The sequence below is a fragment of the Marinobacter arenosus genome (assembly GCF_019264345.1).
Classification (GTDB): Bacteria; Pseudomonadota; Gammaproteobacteria; order Pseudomonadales; family Oleiphilaceae; genus Marinobacter; species Marinobacter arenosus.
Map to the genome: position 1 here is coordinate 1,940,282 of NZ_JAHVAO010000001.1, position 18,253 is coordinate 1,958,534.

Sequence of the window (18,253 nt, forward strand, 5' to 3'; positions counted from 1 at the left end):
CGTATTGTCGTCCCGCAAAGCAGGCTATTATAGCTTCATTAAACAGGAAGCGACTCATGGCCTCATCACCGAGCAGATTAGCCAGCCTTGATGCCCTACGCGGCCTGGCCGCCCTGGCAGTGGTTCTGTTTCATTACCTGCCCTACTACGACAATCTCTTTGGGCACGGATTTGACCTGCCGGAGGCCGTCACTACCACTCTGCTCTTTGGCCGGTACGGCGTCCACCTGTTCTTTATCCTGAGCGGCTTCGTCATCTTCATGACCCTGGAACGGACCAGCAGCGCCGGTTGGTTTGGTCTGGCCCGCGCCGTGCGTCTGCTGCCTGCGCTCTGGGCCGCCATCGCGCTGACGTTCCTGTCCGTGCACTGGCTCGGTCCGGAGAGCCGGGCGGTGCCCCTGGAAGTCGCGATCCTGAACACCACCCTGCTTCATGAGTACCTGGGCAAGGCCCACGTCGATGGGGCCTATTGGAGCCTGGTGGTGGAGGTCACCTTCTACAGTTGGATGGCGCTCCTGTTTTTCGGCTTGCGCCGGTGGTCGCAACTGCGCCTGGCCCTGGCCGTTTGGGTGATCATCAGCTACGCCGGCGTGCTTTGGTGGAAACAGATTCCGCCGGCGCTGGAGTTTTTCGTCAAGGACCTGCTGTTTGTAAAGTATGCACCGCTGTTCGTTGCCGGCATGCTGATTTACCGCCGGCACCGCGACGGCGGGGGATCGAGGTTCGACAATGCCATGCTGGCCCTGAGCATTGGTCACGGATTGATTGCCTACAAGCTGCCTTACAGCCTCTTCGTGCTCGCGTGCTTCGGGGTATTTGCCCTGGCCGTCGCCGGGCGCCTGAACTGGCTGTCCAATCGTCCGATGCTTTGGCTGGGCAGCCTGTCCTACAGCCTCTACCTGGTGCACCAGAACATCGGCTACGGGGTGATTGGCTGGAGTTATGAGGCCGGGCTCCCGGGCTGGCTGGGCGTGGTATTGGCACTGACGACCGCTCTGACCCTGGCCAGCCTCATTCACTATACGGTGGAGAGGCCGACGCTCGCGAGGTTCAGGGCGTGGCGAAACAAAGCCGAAACGCGTTCCGTCCCTGCCCCGGCGTCCCGGCTTGATGGCGTGGTGACGGTTTCAACCCAACGCGACCGGGCCGATTCTTGACTAGACTGAAAGACAAATCCCCGGGAAACGACAAACCCGCACCAAGGAGTTTGCCATGGAAATCAAGACGTTCGAGGACCTCATCGACTGGACCCGCCAGCTCCACGCCTATCTGGCCCAAAGCCTTCATCAGTCGGCAGCCCTGAATGCCGATGAGCGGGCAAGCGCGTTGCTCGATTACGTCAGCAGTCACGAAGCCAAGCTGGAACAGGCGGTTGCCGAATTTGAAAAACAGGCCGACTCCAAGGCCATGAAAACCCGCCTGTATGACTACGCCAATCACAAACCGATCAAGTCCCATCGAACCTGCGATACCCACTACGCGGACCTGGATTTCGAAGGTATCGAGCGGGAGATTTTTGATTTCCACGATCAGGTCATGGACCTCTACGACGCACTGATTGGCAAGGCAGAGATACCCGAGGCCAAGACCTTGCTGGAGGATCTCAGGTCGCTGGAGGAGCATGAGGCCATGCGTCTGGCGCGCCAGATTGGGCGCATGGACGACGTGTAGACAGGCCTACGACCTACGTCGTAGGCGACCGGGTTTTTCATTCCGTTTCCTAACGATAATTGTTAACTTGAACTACCGTTACGAGTTGACCCTTCCCAAAGGAAGGCGCTCTACATACAAAAACGATAAGAGGATAGAAGAGCAATGAAGATCCGTTCTGTTCTTTCCGCGGCTGTGCTGGCTGTGGCAACTACCTTTGCCGCCACACAGGCGCTCGCACAGGAAACGTTCACTCTCCGTCTCGCAGAAACCTGGGGCCCCAATTTCCCGATCTTTGGCGATGCCACCAAGAACATGGCCGCCATGGCTGAGAAGATGTCCGATGGCCGTCTGCGCATCCGCATCGATTCCGCCAACAAGCATAAGGCACCGTTCGGTGTGTTCGACATGGTCAAGGCCGGCCAGTACGACATGGGCCACTCTGCCTCCTACTACTGGAAAGGCAAGGTTCCCAACACCCTGTTCTTCACCAGCATGCCGTTCGGCATGACGGCGCTGGAGCAATACGCCTGGTTCTACTACGGCGACGGCATGGACCTGATGCAGGAAGTGTATGAGCCGCACAACCTGATGTCCTTCCCGGGCGGCAACACCGGCATCCAGATGGGCGGCTGGTTCCGCAAGGAAATCAAATCTGTGGATGACCTGCAGGGCCTGAAGATGCGGATTCCGGGCTTTGCCGGCGAGGTGTTCGCCGAGGTTGGCGTCAGCCCGACCAACATCGCCCCGGGCGAGCTGTACACCGCGCTTGAGCGTAACACCATCGACGCGGCTGAGTGGGTAGGCCCGGCTCTGGATCTGCGTCTGGGTTTCCAGCAGATTGCTGACTACTACTACACCGGCTGGCACGAGCCGGCGACCGAGCTGCAGTTCCTGGTCAACAAGAAGGTCTGGGAGAAACTGCCCGCCGACCTGCAGGAAATCCTGCGCATCTCCATGCGTACTGCGGCCTATGACATGCTGATCGAATCCCAGCACGAAAACGCCAAGGCCTGGGCCAGCATCAAGGAAGAGCATCCGGACGTGCAGATCAAGACGTTCCCGAAGGAAGTTTTCCACGCCATGTATGAGGCCAACCAGAAGCTTCTGAATGAAGCCGCTGCAGGTGATGAACTCGCCAGCAAGATTGTCGAGTCTCAGGAAAACTACCTGGAGATGAGCCGCGCCTACACGGATATTTCCGAGCGCGCTTACCTCAACACAATGGCCGAAGTCGAGTAAGATAACGGCCAGTACGGAGCCGGGATCGCTCTCTGAGGGTCCCGGTTTTGTCGTTTATAGCAGCTGAAAAAACGTCAACCCGGTTGGCGGAGGATTATCAATGCGGTGGATTATCAAACTGGACGAGGGCCTCGCTCGCTTGTCCAATCTTTGTGGGTGGGTCGCCTGTATCGCGATGATACTGATGGCAGCCAACGTGTTTTACAACGTGGTTTCCCGCTACGCGTTCAACGAAGTGTCGATTGGCCTGCAGGAGATGGAGTGGCATCTGTATTCCATCGTGTTCCTGTTTGGTATCCCCTACGCACTGCGCTCGGACGGCCATGTTCGCGTCGACGTTTTCTACACCAACTGGAACAACAAGGCGAAGGCCTGGGTCAACATTGTCGGCGCCGTTATCTTTGTCATTCCCTTTGCCTACCTGATCGGCACCTACGGTTACAGCTTTGCGCTGGATTCCTACAACATGGGTGAAGGCAGTGGCGATCCGGGCGGCCTGCCCCACCGCTACCTCATCAAGTCGGTCATACCGATCACCGCATTCTTCATTGCCACCAGCGGCATCGGCATGGTCACCCACGCCATCCGAGTGCTGTCGGGCGAGAAGAGCTACACAGGCGAGCACAGCGCGGGAGGTTTGGCATGATCGGCATGATTATGTTCGGCGTCGCGATGCTGATGCTGATGCTGGGTTTCCCGGTCGCCTTCACCTTCGGTGGCGTTGCGCTGTTTTTCGGCATCTACGCCGAGGGCATGGACCTGTTTGCGTTCATGCCGTTCCGCATCATGAGCGTCATGCAGAATACCGTGTTGATGGCCGTGCCGCTGTTCATCTTCATGGGGGTTGTCCTGCAACGCACCCGGCTGGCTGAGCAGCTGCTCACCTCCATGGGCCGCCTCTTCGGCGGTCTGCCCGGCGGCCTGGCCATCTCCACGATCCTCGTGGGTGCCCTGCTCGCCGCGTCCACCGGTGTGGTGGGCGCCAGTGTGGTGGCCATGGGTCTGATCTCCCTGCCGGTCATGCTGGCGCACAAGTACGACAAGCGCCTGAGTACGGGCACCATCTGTGCGTCCGGCACCCTTGGGCAGATTGTTCCCCCCTCCATCATCCTGATCATCCTCGGCGACGTTATCGGGCTGCCGGTGGGCGATCTGTTCAAGGCTGCGGTATGGCCAGGCGTGGTGCTGATCAGCCTGTACATCATCTACATTCTGGTCCTGACCCGACTCAAGCCGGAAACCGCACCGGCCATGCCGGAAGATCCGACCCGCTCGCGCAAGCAGGAAATCATCTCGGCCCTGCTGGCCATCATTCCACCGCTGGCACTGATCATTGTGGTACTCGGCTCCATCTTCAGCGGCATCGCCACCCCGACCGAATCCTCCGCACTCGGTGGTGTCGGTGCCGTCATTCTTGCCCTGATCTACCGGCAGTTCTCGTTCCAGATGATCTGGGACAGCGCCAAGGACACCGTCAAGGTCACCGCGATGGTCTTCGCCATCCTGATCGGCGCGACCGCGTTCTCCATGGTGTTCAGCTACACCGGCGGCGATTACCTGCTGGAAGACTGGCTGCATGCCCTGCCCGGCGACGAATGGGGCTTCATCATCCTGTCGATGCTGGTCATCCTGATCCTGGGCTTCTTCATCGATTTCGTGGAGATTTCCTTCATCATCGTACCGATCCTGGCACCGGTGGCCGAGGCCATGGGCATCAACATGCTCTGGTTCGCCATCCTGATCGCCATGAACCTGCAGACCAGCTTCCTGACCCCACCCTTCGGGTTCTCCCTGTTCTACCTGAAAGGTGTGGCGCCGCCGGAGGTGCAGACCGTGGATATCTATCGCGGCATCATTCCCTTCATACTGATCCAGATCCTGGTTCTGGCGATGATCGTCATCTTCCCCGAGTGGTTCGGGATGAGCGCCAGCTACTGATCGATAGAAACCGGGCTTTCGAGCCCGGTTTTTTTTCTGTCCCGCTTTCTCAAAAATCCGCCTACTCTCGACAATTTCCCCAAATCTCCGCCCAACCTGACAAAACCTGAACGTTTCCTATACTGAGAAACAGAACCGGCGATTCTCAGATCGGTAGTTGGGAGATGCCCCCACGAAAAGTCGTCATCCAGACAGTGACGTTGAGGCAAGGCAAGAAGGGAGAACAGGATCCATGACTCAGAGTACTGCCCAGAAAACCGAGCAGACGGGCCGCGAACACAAGCCGCACGTGCTGACTTTGCCATTGGAAGCAGCGCAGACTGACCGGCAACCCCACAATTACGAGCGCTGGCTCATCGCGAAACTGATGCGAATGGCCGGCTCGCCTCCGATTCGATTCCGGCTGTGGAACGGGGATGTGATCGAGCCACAGGGCCAGGAAGCGAAATATGTGCTGCACCTGTCGGATCCCAAGGCGCTCTATTCACTGGTGGCCAACCCCAATCTGGCGTTCGGCGACCTGTACAGTGCCGGACGGCTGGAAGTCGAGGGCGAGTTGCCGGACCTGATGGAGACCCTGTACCGATCGGTTCATGCGGCGCGACAGACCTGGCCGAAATGGCTCGATGCGCTGTGGCGTAACCACAATCCGAGGTCAACCGGGATCTCGGAAGCGAAGGAGAACATCCATCACCATTACGACCTGGGGAACGAGTTCTACCGGCTGTGGCTGGACCAGGCCGAAATGCAGTACACCTGCGCCTATTACGAGCGACCCGACCTGACCCTGGAGCAGGCCCAGCTCGCCAAACTGGAGCATGTGTGCCGCAAGCTGCGGCTGAAGCCCGGCATGACGGTGGTGGAGGCAGGTTGTGGCTGGGGCGGCCTGGCCCGCTACATGGCTCGCCATTATGGCGTCAAAGTCCACTCCTACAACATATCGCGGGAACAGCTCGCCTACGCCCGGGAGGAAGCCCGCCGGCAGCAGCTGGATCACCTGATCGATTACGTGGAGGACGACTACCGCAACATCGAGGGTCAATACGATGCCTTTGTTTCGATCGGCATGCTTGAGCACGTGGGCAAGGACAACTATCCGGCCCTGTCCGAGCTGATCAAACGCAGTCTCAAGCCCAACGGTATTGCCCTGCTCCACAGCATCGGGCGCAACCGCCCCATGCTGATGAATGCCTGGATCGAGAAGCGGATCTTCCCCGGCGCCTACCCGCCAAGCATCGGCGAGTTCATGACCATCTGCGAGCACGGTGATTTTTCGGTTCTGGATGTCGAGAACCTCCGACTGCATTACGCGCAGACCCTGACCCACTGGATGGAACGATTCGACCAGAATCAGGACGCCGTGTCAGACCAGTACGACGAGCACTTTACCCGTGCCTGGCGGATGTACCTCGCGGGTTCCATCGCCGCCTTCCGTGCCGGTTCCCTGCAACTGTTCCAGGTCGTGTTCACCCACGGTGAGAACAACGACCTGCCCCAGAGTCGACAGGACCTCTACGCCCAACCCGCCGCGCCGGAGGACGTCTGATGGAGTACTACGACCTGATCATCGTCGGCGCCGGTCCGGCCGGCTCCACGCTCGCCCATAGCCTGCAGGACAGCGGCAAGCGCATTTTGATCATCGACAAGCAGAATTTCCCCCGGGACAAGACCTGCGCCGGCTGGGTGACACCGGCGGTGTTGGACACCCTGCACGTGGACAAGGACGAGTACAGCCGGGGCCGGACACTTCAGCCGATCCGACGCTTTCGCATTGGCATGATGGGGCAACCGCCGGTGGAGAACGATCACCACGAAGTGGTCAGCTATGGCATCCGCCGTTGCGAGTTCGACGCCTACCTCCTGGACCGGGTCGAGGTGCCGAAAATCCTGGCGACGCCGGTGAAGAGTATTGTCCGCAGGGCCGGCAACTGGCGGATCAACGATACCTGGGAGGCACCACTGGTTGTGGGCGCCGGAGGCCACTTCTGCCCAGTGGCACGGTTGCTCGGCGAAGGGCCCGGAAGCCACGAAACCGTGGTCGCGGCCAAGGAAGTGGAGTTCGAGATGACTCCGGAACAGGCGGACGTCTGCAAGGCTCGGGGCGACACGCCGGAACTCTGGTTCTGTCGAGACCTCAAGGGCTATGCCTGGGTGTTCCGCAAGGGCAATTTCCTGAACATCGGGCTCGGACGGGAGGACAATCACAAGCTGACCGAGCACCTTGAGGCTTTCGTTCAGGACATGAAAGACGCCGGACGCATTCCAGAGGATCTGCCCGGCCGGTTCAAGGGCCACGCCTACCTGCTGTATGCTCACGCCGAACGACCTCTGGTGGATGACGGCGTACTGCTGATTGGCGACTCCGCAGGGCTGGCCTACACCCAGAGTGGCGAGGGCATCCGGCCGGCGGTCGAGTCCGCACTGATGGCGGCGGACGTCATACGCCATGCGGCCGACTATTCGGCATCGTCCCTGCAGGTGTACGGCGATGCCATTGCCGAACGTTTTGGTAATCGCGCCACGGACCTGGACCAGGGGTGGCAGGTACCGGATTGGGTCAAGATGCCACTGGCCAGCACCCTGATGCGCTCCCAATGGTTCACGCGCAAGGTGGTCACCGAAAAGTGGTTCCTTCATCAACAGGTGCCGCCGCTTGACCTGCGCTTCGACCACGCGGCGACCGGCTCTGTAACATCGGCGCTCTAGCCACTCACCGCAGCGGGCTGGACATCAAAAAAGGGCGCCGTCACGGCGCCCTTTCTCAGTCTCTGCGGCCTCAATGGCCCAGGTAACTGCGGTACATCCAGACCGTTTTTTCCTGTTGCGAGATGTAGTCGCTCATCAGGGCCACTGTGCCCTCGTCCTCGGCATCGCCCGCAAGGCTCAGCAGCTCGCGCTGTTTACCGATCAGCTTGGCGAAGCTCTCGACGATGTTTTCCATCGCCTCGCGGCCGTCGGAAACGTCTTTGCGTTCCGGCACTTCCGACTTCTCGATGTAGGTGCTGTAGGCGTGGGCCGGGCGGTGGCCCAGTGTCAACACCCGCTCGGCAATCTCGTCAATCTTGAGCAGAAGATCATCATAGAGCTCTTCAAACTTCACGTGCAGTTCGAAAAAGTTGTCGCCCTTGATGTTCCAATGGTAACCACGCACGTTCATGTAAAAGATCTGGTAGTTGGCCAGCAGATCGTTCAGCGACGCTGCCAGCTTTTCGGTTTTTTCCGTGTCCAGTCCAATAAAGTTCTTACCCATCTCGTATCTCCTTGACGGTGATTGGAATGTCTATGGCGCCACTCTAAGACGGCCACCGATCTGGGGAAAGTGAAGTTCGCCAATCCACTCGATAGTTTAACAATATGGATTTCTAAATATTGATGGCAATCGATGATCACCATCAACGATCTTCCCCCCAATTTATTTAACAATGATTCGCAACTGGCGTTTACTCACGGAAGCACCAACCCGACACGGAGTGGGCCATGAGCACCCTGTAACTGTTCCTGAATAGTCACGCCAACGCAGAGTTGTGGGCCTCTAGACGCCCGGCCCACAATCGGTGCAACCTTCAGCCGGCTCAGGGCCAAGACTGAGGTTGCGATTGAGCTGTTTCAAGGCTGTGCGCAAGCCTTCTTCGATGACCGGGTGGTAAAACGGCATGTCCAGAACCTCACTGACCGTCAGCCGGCGTTGCACCGACCACGCCAGCAGATGAGCGAGGTGCTCGGCGGCCGGTCCGAACATTTCGGCGCCCATCAACAATCCGCTGCCATGCTCGCCGTAAACCCGCAACAGCCCCCGGTTCTGACCGATAATACGGCTCCTGCCCTGATCCTCGAATGAGACCTCTCCCACCGAGAAGCACCCCCGGCATCGCTCATTCACTTCATCAATGGTCAGGCCCACCGAGGCAATCTGGGGGTCGGTGAACACCACCGCAAGCGGCGTCCGGCGAAGACCCGCCCGAACGTCCGGGTAGGTGGCGGCATTATCCCCGGCGATACGGCCTTCATCCGCCGCTTCGTGCAACAGAGGCAGGGCGTTGTTGGCATCACCGGCAATGAAGATATGACTGTCACCGCACCGGAGGGTATGGGGATCGAAAACGGGCATGCCACGGTCATCCAGTTCAATGTCGGCGTTCTGGATGTCGAGGCCATCCACGTTGGGACGCCGGCCGGTTGCCGCGAGCAGGTAATCAAACGTCTCGGACACCACACCCCGCTCCGGATCGCGGAAGGCTACCCGGACCCCCTCGCCGGTGCGCTCGATCGTCCGTACATCGGCATCCGGATCCAGCGGAAACTCCCGATTGAAGGTTGCCAGCGCACACTGCCGGATCGATTCATCCCGGATGGATCCGATGGCACCGCCCACCCCGAACATCCTGACCCGAACCCCCAGACGGCTCAGGGCCTGGCCCAATTCAAGGCCGATGACGCCGGGGCCGAAGACGGCCACCGATTCCGGCAGTGTCTGCCACTCGAACAGATCATCGTTCACCACCAGCCGGTCCTTGGCCTCCTTCAGGAAGGCGGGGATATTCGGGCGGGAGCCGGTGGCAATGATGATGCGTTCAGCCCGAACTTCCTGCTCTTCGCCATTGCCCACTTCCACCATCAGTCGTTTGGGGCCGGCGAATCGGGCATGCCCGAACAGGCGATGCGCATCGGGAAACCGGTCGACTGACTCCACCACCGACGCAACAAAGCGGTCCCGTTCCTGACGAACCCGCTTCATGACGGCCTTGCCATCGATACCGACACCACCCGCCGACACGCCAAACAGGGGCGCCGTCTCCATCTGGTGGGCACGATCAGCGGCGGCAATCAGCAACTTGCTCGGCATGCACCCGACCCTGGCACAGGTGGTTCCGTACCGGTTCGCTTCAATCAGCAAGATCCGGTCGGTGGCTTTTCGGACGCGCTGGTACGCCACCATACCGGCAGTACCGACTCCAATGATGGCTACGTCGACGACTCGCTTATCCATACTGGCATCTCCATGCAACCGCCCGTCAGCGTGACGGATCGAGGTAGGCTTATCACCATTGACCAGTATAGAAGTAACGGCTGAGGGCAACAGGAAGGATTGCCGTCGGGCGGAGGAGAAATCATCGGTGAATTGGCTTAAGCTGTGCGTTTGCAAACCAGACGATCAGGGGATCGAGACGTGCAAAGCTATTGGCCGGAATTTCTCACCGTGGCCCTGGTGCATTTGCTGGCGGTTGCCAGCCCGGGGCCGGATTTTGCGGTAATGCTCAGGCAGGCGCTCAGCCAGAGCCGGAACAAGGCCCTTCTTACCGCCGTTGGCATCGGCCTGGGCATTCTGCTGCACGTTGCCTATTCACTGCTGGGCATCGGCCTGGTCATTCAGCAATCGGTGTGGCTGTTCAACGTCCTCAAGGTGGTCGGCGCCCTCTATCTGACCTGGATTGCCGTGCAGTGCCTCCGTTCTCGCGCCACCGGCGTCTATGTCGAGTCTGGCCCCGGACAGGCACAGTCCGGCTTCGCCGCGCTGCGACTCGGCTTCCTGACCAACGCGCTGAATCCTAAGGCCACGCTGTTCTTCGTCTCGCTGTTCTCCGTGGTGATCGACCCCGGCACGCCCATCGGGCTGCAGGCCGGTTACGGTATCTACATGGCCGTGGCGACTGCCCTGTGGTTCGCCCTGGTCGCCGTGTTCTTTACCCTGCCCCAGGTCCGCCGGGGGTTCAGCCGGTTCGGGCACTGGCTTGACCGCATGATGGGCGGTGTCCTGCTGCTTCTGGCCGGTCAACTGCTGCTTTCTACAGTGAGCGGATCAGAGCCTCCGTCTGGTCCCAGCCCAGGCACGGATCGGTGATGGAGCAGCCGTAAACCAGGTCATCGCCGTCGTCCTGCCGGCCCGGCTCAAGGAAGCTTTCCAGCATCAGGCCCCGGACATGGGAATTGCCGGCCTGGCGCTGGGCCATCACCTGCCGGGCAATGTCCAACTGGCGTTCGGCCTGTTTCCGGGCGTTGTCGTGGCTGCAATCGACCATGATCGCCGTTGACAGCCCGGCACCCTCCAGCGACTGCACGGCCGCTGCAATACTGTCGGCATCGTAATTGGTCACGCCACGGCCTCCGCGCAACACCAGGTGGGTATCCGGATTACCCGCGGTGGTTATCATCACCGGCGCGCCGTCGATGGAGACCCCCATGTGATGATGTGGGTGGGCGGCGGATTTCATCGCGTTGGTGGCCACCCCAACACTCCCATCCGTTCCGTTCTTGAATCCGACCGGCATGGGCAGGCCACTGACCAGCTCCCGATGAACCTGCGATTCGGTGGTGCGGGCGCCAATAGCCGTCCAGCTCACCAGATCGCCCAGATAGTCCATCGCAAACGGGCTGAGCGCCTCGGTCGCCAGCGGCAGGCCCATTTGGGAGAGGTTGAGCAGCAACCGCCGGGAACGCACCAGGCCGGCATTCAGGTCCCCGGAACCGGTGCGCTCAGGGTCATAGAGCAGCCCCTTCCAGCCCACGGTGGTACGCGGCTTCTCCAGGTACGCCCGCATGACAACGAGGAAACGATCACTCACCGCATCCGCCAGGGTTTTCAGTTTTTCCCCGTATTCCAGTGCTGCGACTTCATCGTGAATGGAACACGGCCCCATTACGATCAGGGTTCGGTCATCCTCTCCCCTCAAGACTCGACGAATCGCCTCCCTTTGACCGGCAATCCGTCGGGTCAGTGCGGCATCAACCGGCAGCTGCTGACGGAGTGCGGAGGGGGTCGGCAAAGCGACTTCCTGGCGTGGCTGCAGTGAGGCCTGGCTCAGCGGCTCAGCACCGGTCAGGGCTTCGTTCCCCTCAAGTGCGTCAGTACTAGGCGGCATGTTCATATCAGCGTTCCTATTTCCCTGTATCAGAATCAAAAAAGCCCCGGCTGGGCTACCAGTCGGGGCTTTTTGAGTCCGGTGGCAGCCTGGGTTTCTGCCGGGCTGCCTTCCTCGTTGTTCGGTCGATGAAGATCTTACGGGCGGCCCGGGCTCTGGCTAAAATAAAAGCCATAACCAAACCACCAAGAAAACACAGCAACGCCTGCCGCCTTCGATTTCTCACCGAAAGCTTGCAGAACATTCAATTGACAGGTCGCATGTGTCGTCTTCATGCTTTTCAATATATACCCCCCGTTTTCAACTTGGCAACCCCATTGGCCCGACTTTTTCAAGTCGGTGGCGGGGTCAGGAGCAGAAATGACAACAGTAATGCCCTCCTACCTCCGACGACGCGCCGGTCCCCTGACCGCAGCGATAACGCTGCTTGTTTCCTTGTGCCTGTTATCCACGAGCGCCCTGGCGCAATCCCAGGCCCGGGTCTTCGAGCTTCGCAACCGGCCCGCCAGCGATGTCGCCAACCAGATCCGGTCGCTCTACCAGGACACGTCACTGACTGTGACCGCAAGGGGGCAGCAGGTGGTGGTCCGTGGGGATGAACAACTGATCGATGAAATCGGCATGCTCATTGGTACCCTGGACGTGGCGGCCGTGCAGCTGCGCATCAGTGTCCGATCCACGGAAGACATCGGCGGCAAGCGCTCCGGCGCAGGTTTCTCCGGCTCGGAGGACCGGCTCAACGTGAACGTTGAGCGCAAGGTCACCAGCACCAGCAATGCCCGCCAGCGAAGCCTCATCGTGCAGGATGGCCAGTCGGCCCACGTGACGTCGGGTCAGGTCCGCACCCTGCCGTTTGCCATCCAGGGCGGGCGTAACCCCGCCGCCATTCTGCAACAGGTCGAAACCCGGAGCGGATTCCTGGTGAGCCCCCAGGTCATTTCCGACCATGCCATCGAGCTGAATATCGTATCCTTCGAGGAGGACCCAGCGTCCCTGCCCGGGTACGAAACCGAGGCGTTGGTCACGGTACGACGGGTGGAGCCGGGGCAATGGGTGTCGCTCGGCAGCACCTCCACCGACGCCAACAGCCAGCGTTCCGGAATTACCTACGGTGTCAGCAGTAGCCGGAGCGAGAACAGGAGCTTTGAGGTCAAGGTCGACATCCTGCCCTGAGCCTCAGGACCGGTAGCGACGAAGCAGGATGCTCTTGGCTTCGTTGATCTTGGCGGCCAGGTAATCGTTGCCGCCCCGGTCCGGATGCAGTTTCTGGATCAGTCGCCGGTGGGCGGCGACGATCTCCTCCTCCGTGCATTCAGCCGCCACGCCCAGTACCTCGCAGGCTTCCCGCTCCGACATACTGCCATCGGCGGTGGTGGCCCGGTGTTGGCCTTCACGGCCACCGTCGGCAGCGCCCGGCCCAAGATGTTGGCGAAAAAGCGGGACATACTTCAACGCAGCCGGCAGTTTGCGGAGCAGAGGAATCAGCGCGGCTACCGCTGCCGTCAGCACATGCACGCGACCGGTCAGCACCATGAACACCAGCAGCGCCCCACCCGCCAACAGGGCAATCTTCCAGATGGCCGATTTCTGCTTCTCGGGCGTCAGGGCGCCCCACTTTTTAAGAATCACAAAAACGGCAGCCGCCAGAGCGAGGCCGAGAATCCACTGCATGGGCTGATCCTTCAAGAATGTCGGTTCGTAATTCTGTCACTTACCTGAGTGACAATACCAGCATCGTCCGCGATCCGCCCGACGGGGCCAGATCGACGCAACTATCTGAATAGACTACGCGGAAGTACTGACAAACCGGTGACAAGCCCCATCGGTTTTTTATAGGATGCTATGTTTTATGGATTACCTATAACGCCCGATTCCCAGGAACCGAATTATGCGCACTGCCTCTCGCTTCGTGATCGTTATCATTTTCCTCGGCGTCGTCCTTGGCGGCATTTTTGGATACAAGTTCTACCAGTTTGGTCAGATGCAGGAAATGATGGGGCAGCCGCAACCACCCGCCCAGATTTCCGCCGTTCAGGCGGAGAAGGAACTCTGGACACCCGCCATCAAGGCCGTGGGCAGTATCGAAGCCGTCAACGGCATCGAAGTCGCCAACGAAGTACCCGGCGTCATTGAGACCATCAATTTCGAATCCGGCGACACCGTCAAGAAAGGTGACGTGCTGATCCGCATCGATTCCGCGATTGATGAGGCGGCACTTCGCACCCGTCGGGCCGAGGCCCAGCTCGCCGAACAGGAGTTCAAGCGGGTTTCCGACCTCCTGCCCAAGCGCGCCGTATCCCAGTCCCAGTACGACGAAGCCAAGGCCAATTTCGATGCCGCCCGCGCCCGGGTGAACGAAGCCGAAGCCCAGCTGAGCAAGAAGATCATCCGGGCCCCGTTTGACGGCCGGCTCGGTATCCGCATGGTGGATCAGGGCGAGTACATTGCCACCGGCACCCCCATTGTCGAGATTAACATGCTGGATCCGATCTACGTGGACTACACCCTGTCGGAAAAGCATCTTCCTGACGTAGCCACGGGCTATCCGGTGCTTGCAACTGTGGCCGCGGTACCCGACCAGACCTTCGAGGGCACGGTCAGCGCCATCAATACGTCCGTCAATCCGGAAACCCGCACCGTACGGATCCGCGCTACACTCGACAACAACGAGAACCTGCTTCGCCCCGGCATGTTCGCGACGGTGATGACCCGCCAGCCCAGGGACAACGAAGTGGTGACCGTGCCTCGCACTGCGGTTTCCTATAACACCTATGGCGACTTCGTCTTCGTCGTCGGCAAGAACGACGAGGGAACCCAGGTTGTCACCCGCCGCACCGTCACCACCGGCGAAACCCGCGACAGCCGGGTTGCCATCCTGGCCGGTCTGGGCGAAGGCGAGACCGTGGTGTCCAAGGGCTTGCTGAGGCTTCGGGCCGGTCAGCCGGTGCAGATTCAGGACGAGTCCGGCGAATCGCAGGAGGCGTCTGAATAATGCGATTTACCGATATTTTTATTCACCGCCCCGTATTGGCGACGGTGGTCAGCCTCCTGATCCTGCTGCTCGGTGCCCGGGCCGCCATGGAGATGGAGATCCGTCAGTACCCCGAGCTGGAAAGCACCACGGTCACCGTGACCACGGCGTATCCCGGCGCCAGTTCCGACCTGATCAAGGGCTTCATCACCACACCGCTGCAACAGGCCATTGCCGAGGCCAGTGGTATCGATTACCTGACCTCCACCAGCTCCCAGGGCACGTCCACCATCGAAGCCAAGATGGTGCTCAACTACGACGCCAATGCGGCACTGGCCGAGATCCAGGCCAAGGTTGCCAGCCAGCGCAACGTGCTGCCGGCAGAAGCTCAGGACCCTGTCATCACCTCCACGACCGGGGACTCCACGGCGCTGATGTACATCGCTTTCTACAGCAGCGAACTGGAGGTGCCCCAGATCTCCGATTACCTGACCCGGGTGGTGCAACCCAAGTTGCAGGCGCTGCCGGGCGTCGGTAAAGCGGAACTGATTGGCCGGCGATTCGCGCTCCGGGTATGGCTGGATCCGGAGCGACTGGCAGCGGTTGATATGACGCCGCCGGAAGTGGTCGCCAAGCTGCGTGCCAACAATTACCAGGCGGCGGTCGGCAACACCAAGGGCCAGTACACCGAGATCAGCATGACCAGCGACACCGATGTCGCCGATCCCGACCAGTTCCGCAACCTGGTGGTAAAACAGTCCGGCAGCACCCAGATTCGCCTGCAGGACATCGCCCGGGTGGAACTGGGCTCCGAGTCGTACGATCAGCTCGCGCTCTACAAGGGCGATCCGGCGACCTACGTGGCCATTGAACTGGCACCGGGCGCCAACCCGCTGACCGTGGCCGGCCTGGTGAAAGATGCCCTTCCGGACATCGAGAGCCAGTTGCCCTCGGGCCTGAACGTCCGGCTGGCCTATGACGCCTCGGACTTCATTGAAGACTCCATCAACGAGGTCATCAAGACCCTGCTGGAGGCGCTGGTGATCGTATTGGTCGTGGTCTTCCTGTGCCTCGGGTCGATTCGCGCCTCCATCGTCCCCTCCGTGGCGGTGCCACTGTCGCTGGTCGGTGGCGCTTTCATCATGCTGATGTTCGGATTCTCCCTGAACCTGCTGACCCTGCTGTCGATGGTGCTGGCGATCGGCCTGGTGGTGGACGATGCCATCATCGTGGTCGAGAACGTGCACCGTCACATCGAACAGGGCGAGTCCCGGTTCGATGCTGCCATCAAGGGCGCCCGGGAAATGGCGGTACCGATTATCGCCATGACCACCACGCTGGTGGCCGTGTACGCGCCCATTGGCTTCATGGGCGGCCTGGTTGGCTCGCTGTTTACCGAGTTCGCCTTCACCCTGGCTGGCGCCGTGGTCATTTCCGGTGTCGTCGCGCTGACCCTCTCCCCCATGCTGTCGGGCCTGGTGCTGAAGCCCCACGGGAATCCGGGGCGGTTCGAAAGCCTGGTCGAACGGAGCTTCGACGGTCTGTCCAATGGCTACAAGCGAGCGCTCAGCTCGCTGATGGAGACCAAGTCCGTGGTCGTCTTCTTCGCGGTGGTCGTACTCGGTTCCATTTACTTTATGGCCATGATGAGCCAGAACGAGCTGGCACCGACTGAGGACCAGGGCATCCTGTTCTATCAGGGCCTCGGCCCCCAGACCGCCACCCTCGATTACCTGCAGGAGCACGGCGACGAAATCCAGGAACGGATGTCTAAGCTGCCCGGGTACGAGGAAGATTTCATGATCATCGGTTTTACCGGGCCGAATGCGGTCTTCGGCGGTTTCAAACTGGCCCCCTGGAGCCAGCGGGAGATCTCCCAGTTTGACGTACAGCCAAAGCTGGACGCCGAACTCAAGAACGTGACCGGACTCCAGACCGCTGTGTTCCCCAGGCCCTCGCTGCCAGGTTCCGGTGGCGGCCTGCCGTTCCAGTTCGTGATCACCACCGGCAGCAGCTACGAGCAACTGGACCAGGTCGCAGACGAACTGTTGGGCAAGGCCATGGGCAGCGGCAACTTCATGTTCCTGCAGAAGTCGATCAACTTTGACCGACCGATTACCCGGATCAACGTGGATCGGGATCGGGTGGCTGACCTCGGCCTGTCCATGCAGGACGTCGGTCAGGCGCTCTCCAGCATGCTGGGCGGCGGTTACATCAACCGCTTCAGCATGGAGGGCCGCTCCTACCAGGTCATTCCGCAGGTGGACCAGCAGTTCCGTCTGGACGCTCAGGCCCTGAACGATTACTACATCCGCGCCGATACCGGCGAGCTGGTCCCCCTGGGCGGAGTGGTGAGTTTCAGCAACGATGTGGAACCGTCCAATCGAACCCAGTTCAACCAGCAGAACTCACTGACCCTCCAGGGCGTAGTGATGCCCGGCGTAGCGGCCGGCACCGCGATGGATTTCATGGAACAGGCCGCCGGGGAGGTGCTCCCGCAGGGGTTCAGCTACGATTACACCGGTCAGAGCCGGCAGTTGGCGACCCAGGGCAGTGCCCTGGTGCTCACCTTCTTCCTGTCCCTGCTGGTGATCTACCTGGTGCTGGCTGCCCAGTTCGAAAGCTGGCGTGATCCCTTCATCATCCTGGTGTCGGTGCCCATGTCGGTGGCCGGTGCAATGGCGTTCATCGTGCTTGGCTTCGCCAGCATGAACATCTACACCCAGGTGGGGCTGATCACCCTGATCGGCGTGGTCTCCAAAAACGGGATCCTGATCGTAGAGTTCGCGAATCAACTTCAGGTCGAACGGGGCCTGGACAAGGTCAAGGCCGTGATCGAAGCAGCGGCCATCCGCCTGCGCCCGATCATCATGACCTCGCTGGCGCTGATCTTCGCCATGGTGCCCCTGCTGATTGCCATCGGGCCGGGTGCCGAAAGCCGCTTCGCCATCGGCCTGACCATCAGTGCCGGTCTGGGCATCGGCACCCTTTTCACCATCTTCGTGCTGCCGGCGTTCTATATCCTGCTGGCCCGCGATCACAACAAGGCCGGTCACTGACCGGCGCCCGCCGCCCGGCCACCCAGCGGTGAGCCGGGCACAATTTCCCCTGCCCGCCGATTAGGGTAGTCTGTCACTCCATTTCGCCATTAACCGGAAAAGATCACCAAACCGTGACCCTGGGAACCCTCTTCTGGCTGTTTTTGGCCACCTTCGCCGTGTGGTACTGGTGGCGCGCCAAGGCCATCAAGGACTTCGTGCTTCAGGCAGCCCGCCGCTACTGCAAGACCATGAACGTCATGCTGCTGGACGACGCCGTGTACCTTCGCGGGCTCTGGTTCAAACGGGACCCCCAGGGCCGGATTAGGGTCTGGCGCCGGTTCCTGTTTGACTTCACCGCCACGGGCGAGGAGCGCTACACCGGCCGCGTGATCATGCTCGGCCAGCGCATCCTGCACATGGAACTGGAACCCCACCGCTTTTCCTGATCGTTCCTCTACCCTCACCCTCTCCCCATCACCTCCCCCAAATGGGCGATTCCTCGCCCGAGCTTTCGGGCGAATAATCGGCAACGCATTAACGACCTAAGGCCGCCA

The 18,253-nt window shown here is 60.5% G+C and carries 16 protein-coding genes; 12 read left to right on the top strand and 4 right to left on the bottom strand.

Features of this window, described 5'->3' with window-relative positions; all coding sequences use genetic code 11:
* Positions 1–56 precede the first annotated feature (56 nt).
* The 7 genes from KXD86_RS09025 (at position 57) to KXD86_RS09055 (ending at position 7,536) form a co-directional block, all read left to right on the top strand.
* Positions 57–1,157 (top strand): acyltransferase family protein, encoded by a 1,101-nt coding sequence (locus KXD86_RS09025; RefSeq protein WP_218635696.1) that lies wholly within the window; start codon positions 57–59, stop codon positions 1,155–1,157.
* A gap of 55 nt (positions 1,158–1,212) precedes the next feature.
* Positions 1,213–1,671 (top strand): ATPase, encoded by a 459-nt coding sequence (locus tag KXD86_RS09030; RefSeq protein WP_218635697.1) that lies wholly within the window; start codon positions 1,213–1,215, stop codon positions 1,669–1,671.
* 144 nt (positions 1,672–1,815) lie between these two features.
* Positions 1,816–2,892 (top strand): TRAP transporter substrate-binding protein, encoded by a 1,077-nt coding sequence (locus tag KXD86_RS09035; RefSeq protein WP_218635698.1) that lies wholly within the window; start codon positions 1,816–1,818, stop codon positions 2,890–2,892.
* 100 nt (positions 2,893–2,992) lie between these two features.
* Positions 2,993–3,538 (top strand): TRAP transporter small permease subunit, encoded by a 546-nt coding sequence (locus KXD86_RS09040; RefSeq protein WP_218635699.1) that lies wholly within the window; start codon positions 2,993–2,995, stop codon positions 3,536–3,538.
* A complete protein-coding gene (locus KXD86_RS09045) occupies positions 3,535–4,830 on the top strand; it encodes a TRAP transporter large permease (protein ID WP_218635700.1) in 1,296 nt (431 codons plus the stop codon). The genes KXD86_RS09040 and KXD86_RS09045 overlap by 4 nt, the downstream gene beginning before the upstream one ends.
* Before the next feature lie 232 nt (positions 4,831–5,062).
* Positions 5,063–6,376 (top strand): SAM-dependent methyltransferase, encoded by a 1,314-nt coding sequence (locus tag KXD86_RS09050; RefSeq protein ID WP_218635701.1) that lies wholly within the window; start codon positions 5,063–5,065, stop codon positions 6,374–6,376.
* Complete coding sequence (locus tag KXD86_RS09055; RefSeq protein ID WP_218635702.1) at positions 6,376–7,536, top strand: NAD(P)/FAD-dependent oxidoreductase; 1,161 nt, start codon at positions 6,376–6,378, stop codon at positions 7,534–7,536. Before KXD86_RS09050 ends, KXD86_RS09055 begins: the two co-directional genes overlap by 1 nt.
* 70 nt (positions 7,537–7,606) lie before the next feature.
* Here the strand turns inward: KXD86_RS09055 and KXD86_RS09060 are convergent, their stop codons facing one another.
* Both KXD86_RS09060 and KXD86_RS09065 read right to left on the bottom strand, forming a co-directional pair.
* Positions 7,607–8,080, bottom strand: a complete 474-nt coding sequence (locus KXD86_RS09060; RefSeq protein ID WP_218635703.1) for a Dps family protein — start codon at positions 8,078–8,080, stop codon at positions 7,607–7,609.
* 282 nt (positions 8,081–8,362) lie between these two features.
* Positions 8,363–9,817: a dihydrolipoyl dehydrogenase gene (locus tag KXD86_RS09065; protein ID WP_218635704.1), complete on the bottom strand. Its 1,455-nt coding sequence runs from the start codon at positions 9,815–9,817 to the stop codon at positions 8,363–8,365.
* A 180-nt stretch (positions 9,818–9,997) separates the two neighbouring features.
* Between KXD86_RS09065 and KXD86_RS09070 the strand changes: the two genes are divergently transcribed.
* Positions 9,998–10,669: a LysE family translocator gene (locus KXD86_RS09070; RefSeq protein ID WP_218635705.1), complete on the top strand. Its 672-nt coding sequence runs from the start codon at positions 9,998–10,000 to the stop codon at positions 10,667–10,669.
* Here the strand turns inward: KXD86_RS09070 and KXD86_RS09075 are convergent.
* Positions 10,614–11,687, bottom strand: coding sequence for a 3-deoxy-7-phosphoheptulonate synthase (locus KXD86_RS09075; protein ID WP_446685653.1), 1,074 nt, complete (start codon positions 11,685–11,687; stop codon positions 10,614–10,616). The two genes, KXD86_RS09070 and KXD86_RS09075, sit on opposite strands and share 56 nt — an antisense overlap.
* A 360-nt stretch (positions 11,688–12,047) precedes the next feature.
* Here KXD86_RS09075 and KXD86_RS09080 point away from each other — a divergent pair, with 360 nt between their 5' ends.
* A complete protein-coding gene (locus KXD86_RS09080; RefSeq protein WP_228739359.1) occupies positions 12,048–12,860 on the top strand; it encodes a secretin N-terminal domain-containing protein in 813 nt (270 codons plus the stop codon).
* A gap of 3 nt (positions 12,861–12,863) precedes the next feature.
* On the opposite strand, the gene KXD86_RS09085 is transcribed toward KXD86_RS09080, so the two are convergent.
* Positions 12,864–13,358, bottom strand: a complete 495-nt coding sequence (locus KXD86_RS09085; RefSeq protein ID WP_218635707.1) for a DnaJ domain-containing protein — start codon at positions 13,356–13,358, stop codon at positions 12,864–12,866.
* Between the two features lie 217 nt (positions 13,359–13,575).
* Here KXD86_RS09085 and KXD86_RS09090 point away from each other — a divergent pair, with 217 nt between their 5' ends.
* The 3 genes from KXD86_RS09090 to KXD86_RS09100 all read left to right on the top strand — a co-directional run bounded on the left by KXD86_RS09090 (position 13,576) and on the right by KXD86_RS09100 (position 18,145).
* The gene (locus KXD86_RS09090; protein ID WP_218635708.1) at positions 13,576–14,679 is read left to right on the top strand and encodes an efflux RND transporter periplasmic adaptor subunit; all 1,104 of its coding nucleotides are present in this window, start codon (positions 13,576–13,578) and stop codon (positions 14,677–14,679) included.
* Positions 14,679–17,717, top strand: a complete 3,039-nt coding sequence (locus KXD86_RS09095) for an efflux RND transporter permease subunit (protein ID WP_218635709.1) — start codon at positions 14,679–14,681, stop codon at positions 17,715–17,717. The genes KXD86_RS09090 and KXD86_RS09095 overlap by 1 nt, the downstream gene beginning before the upstream one ends.
* A 113-nt stretch (positions 17,718–17,830) precedes the next feature.
* Positions 17,831–18,145: a DUF3301 domain-containing protein gene (locus KXD86_RS09100; RefSeq protein WP_218635710.1), complete on the top strand. Its 315-nt coding sequence runs from the start codon at positions 17,831–17,833 to the stop codon at positions 18,143–18,145.
* Positions 18,146–18,253: the final 108 nt, after the last annotated feature.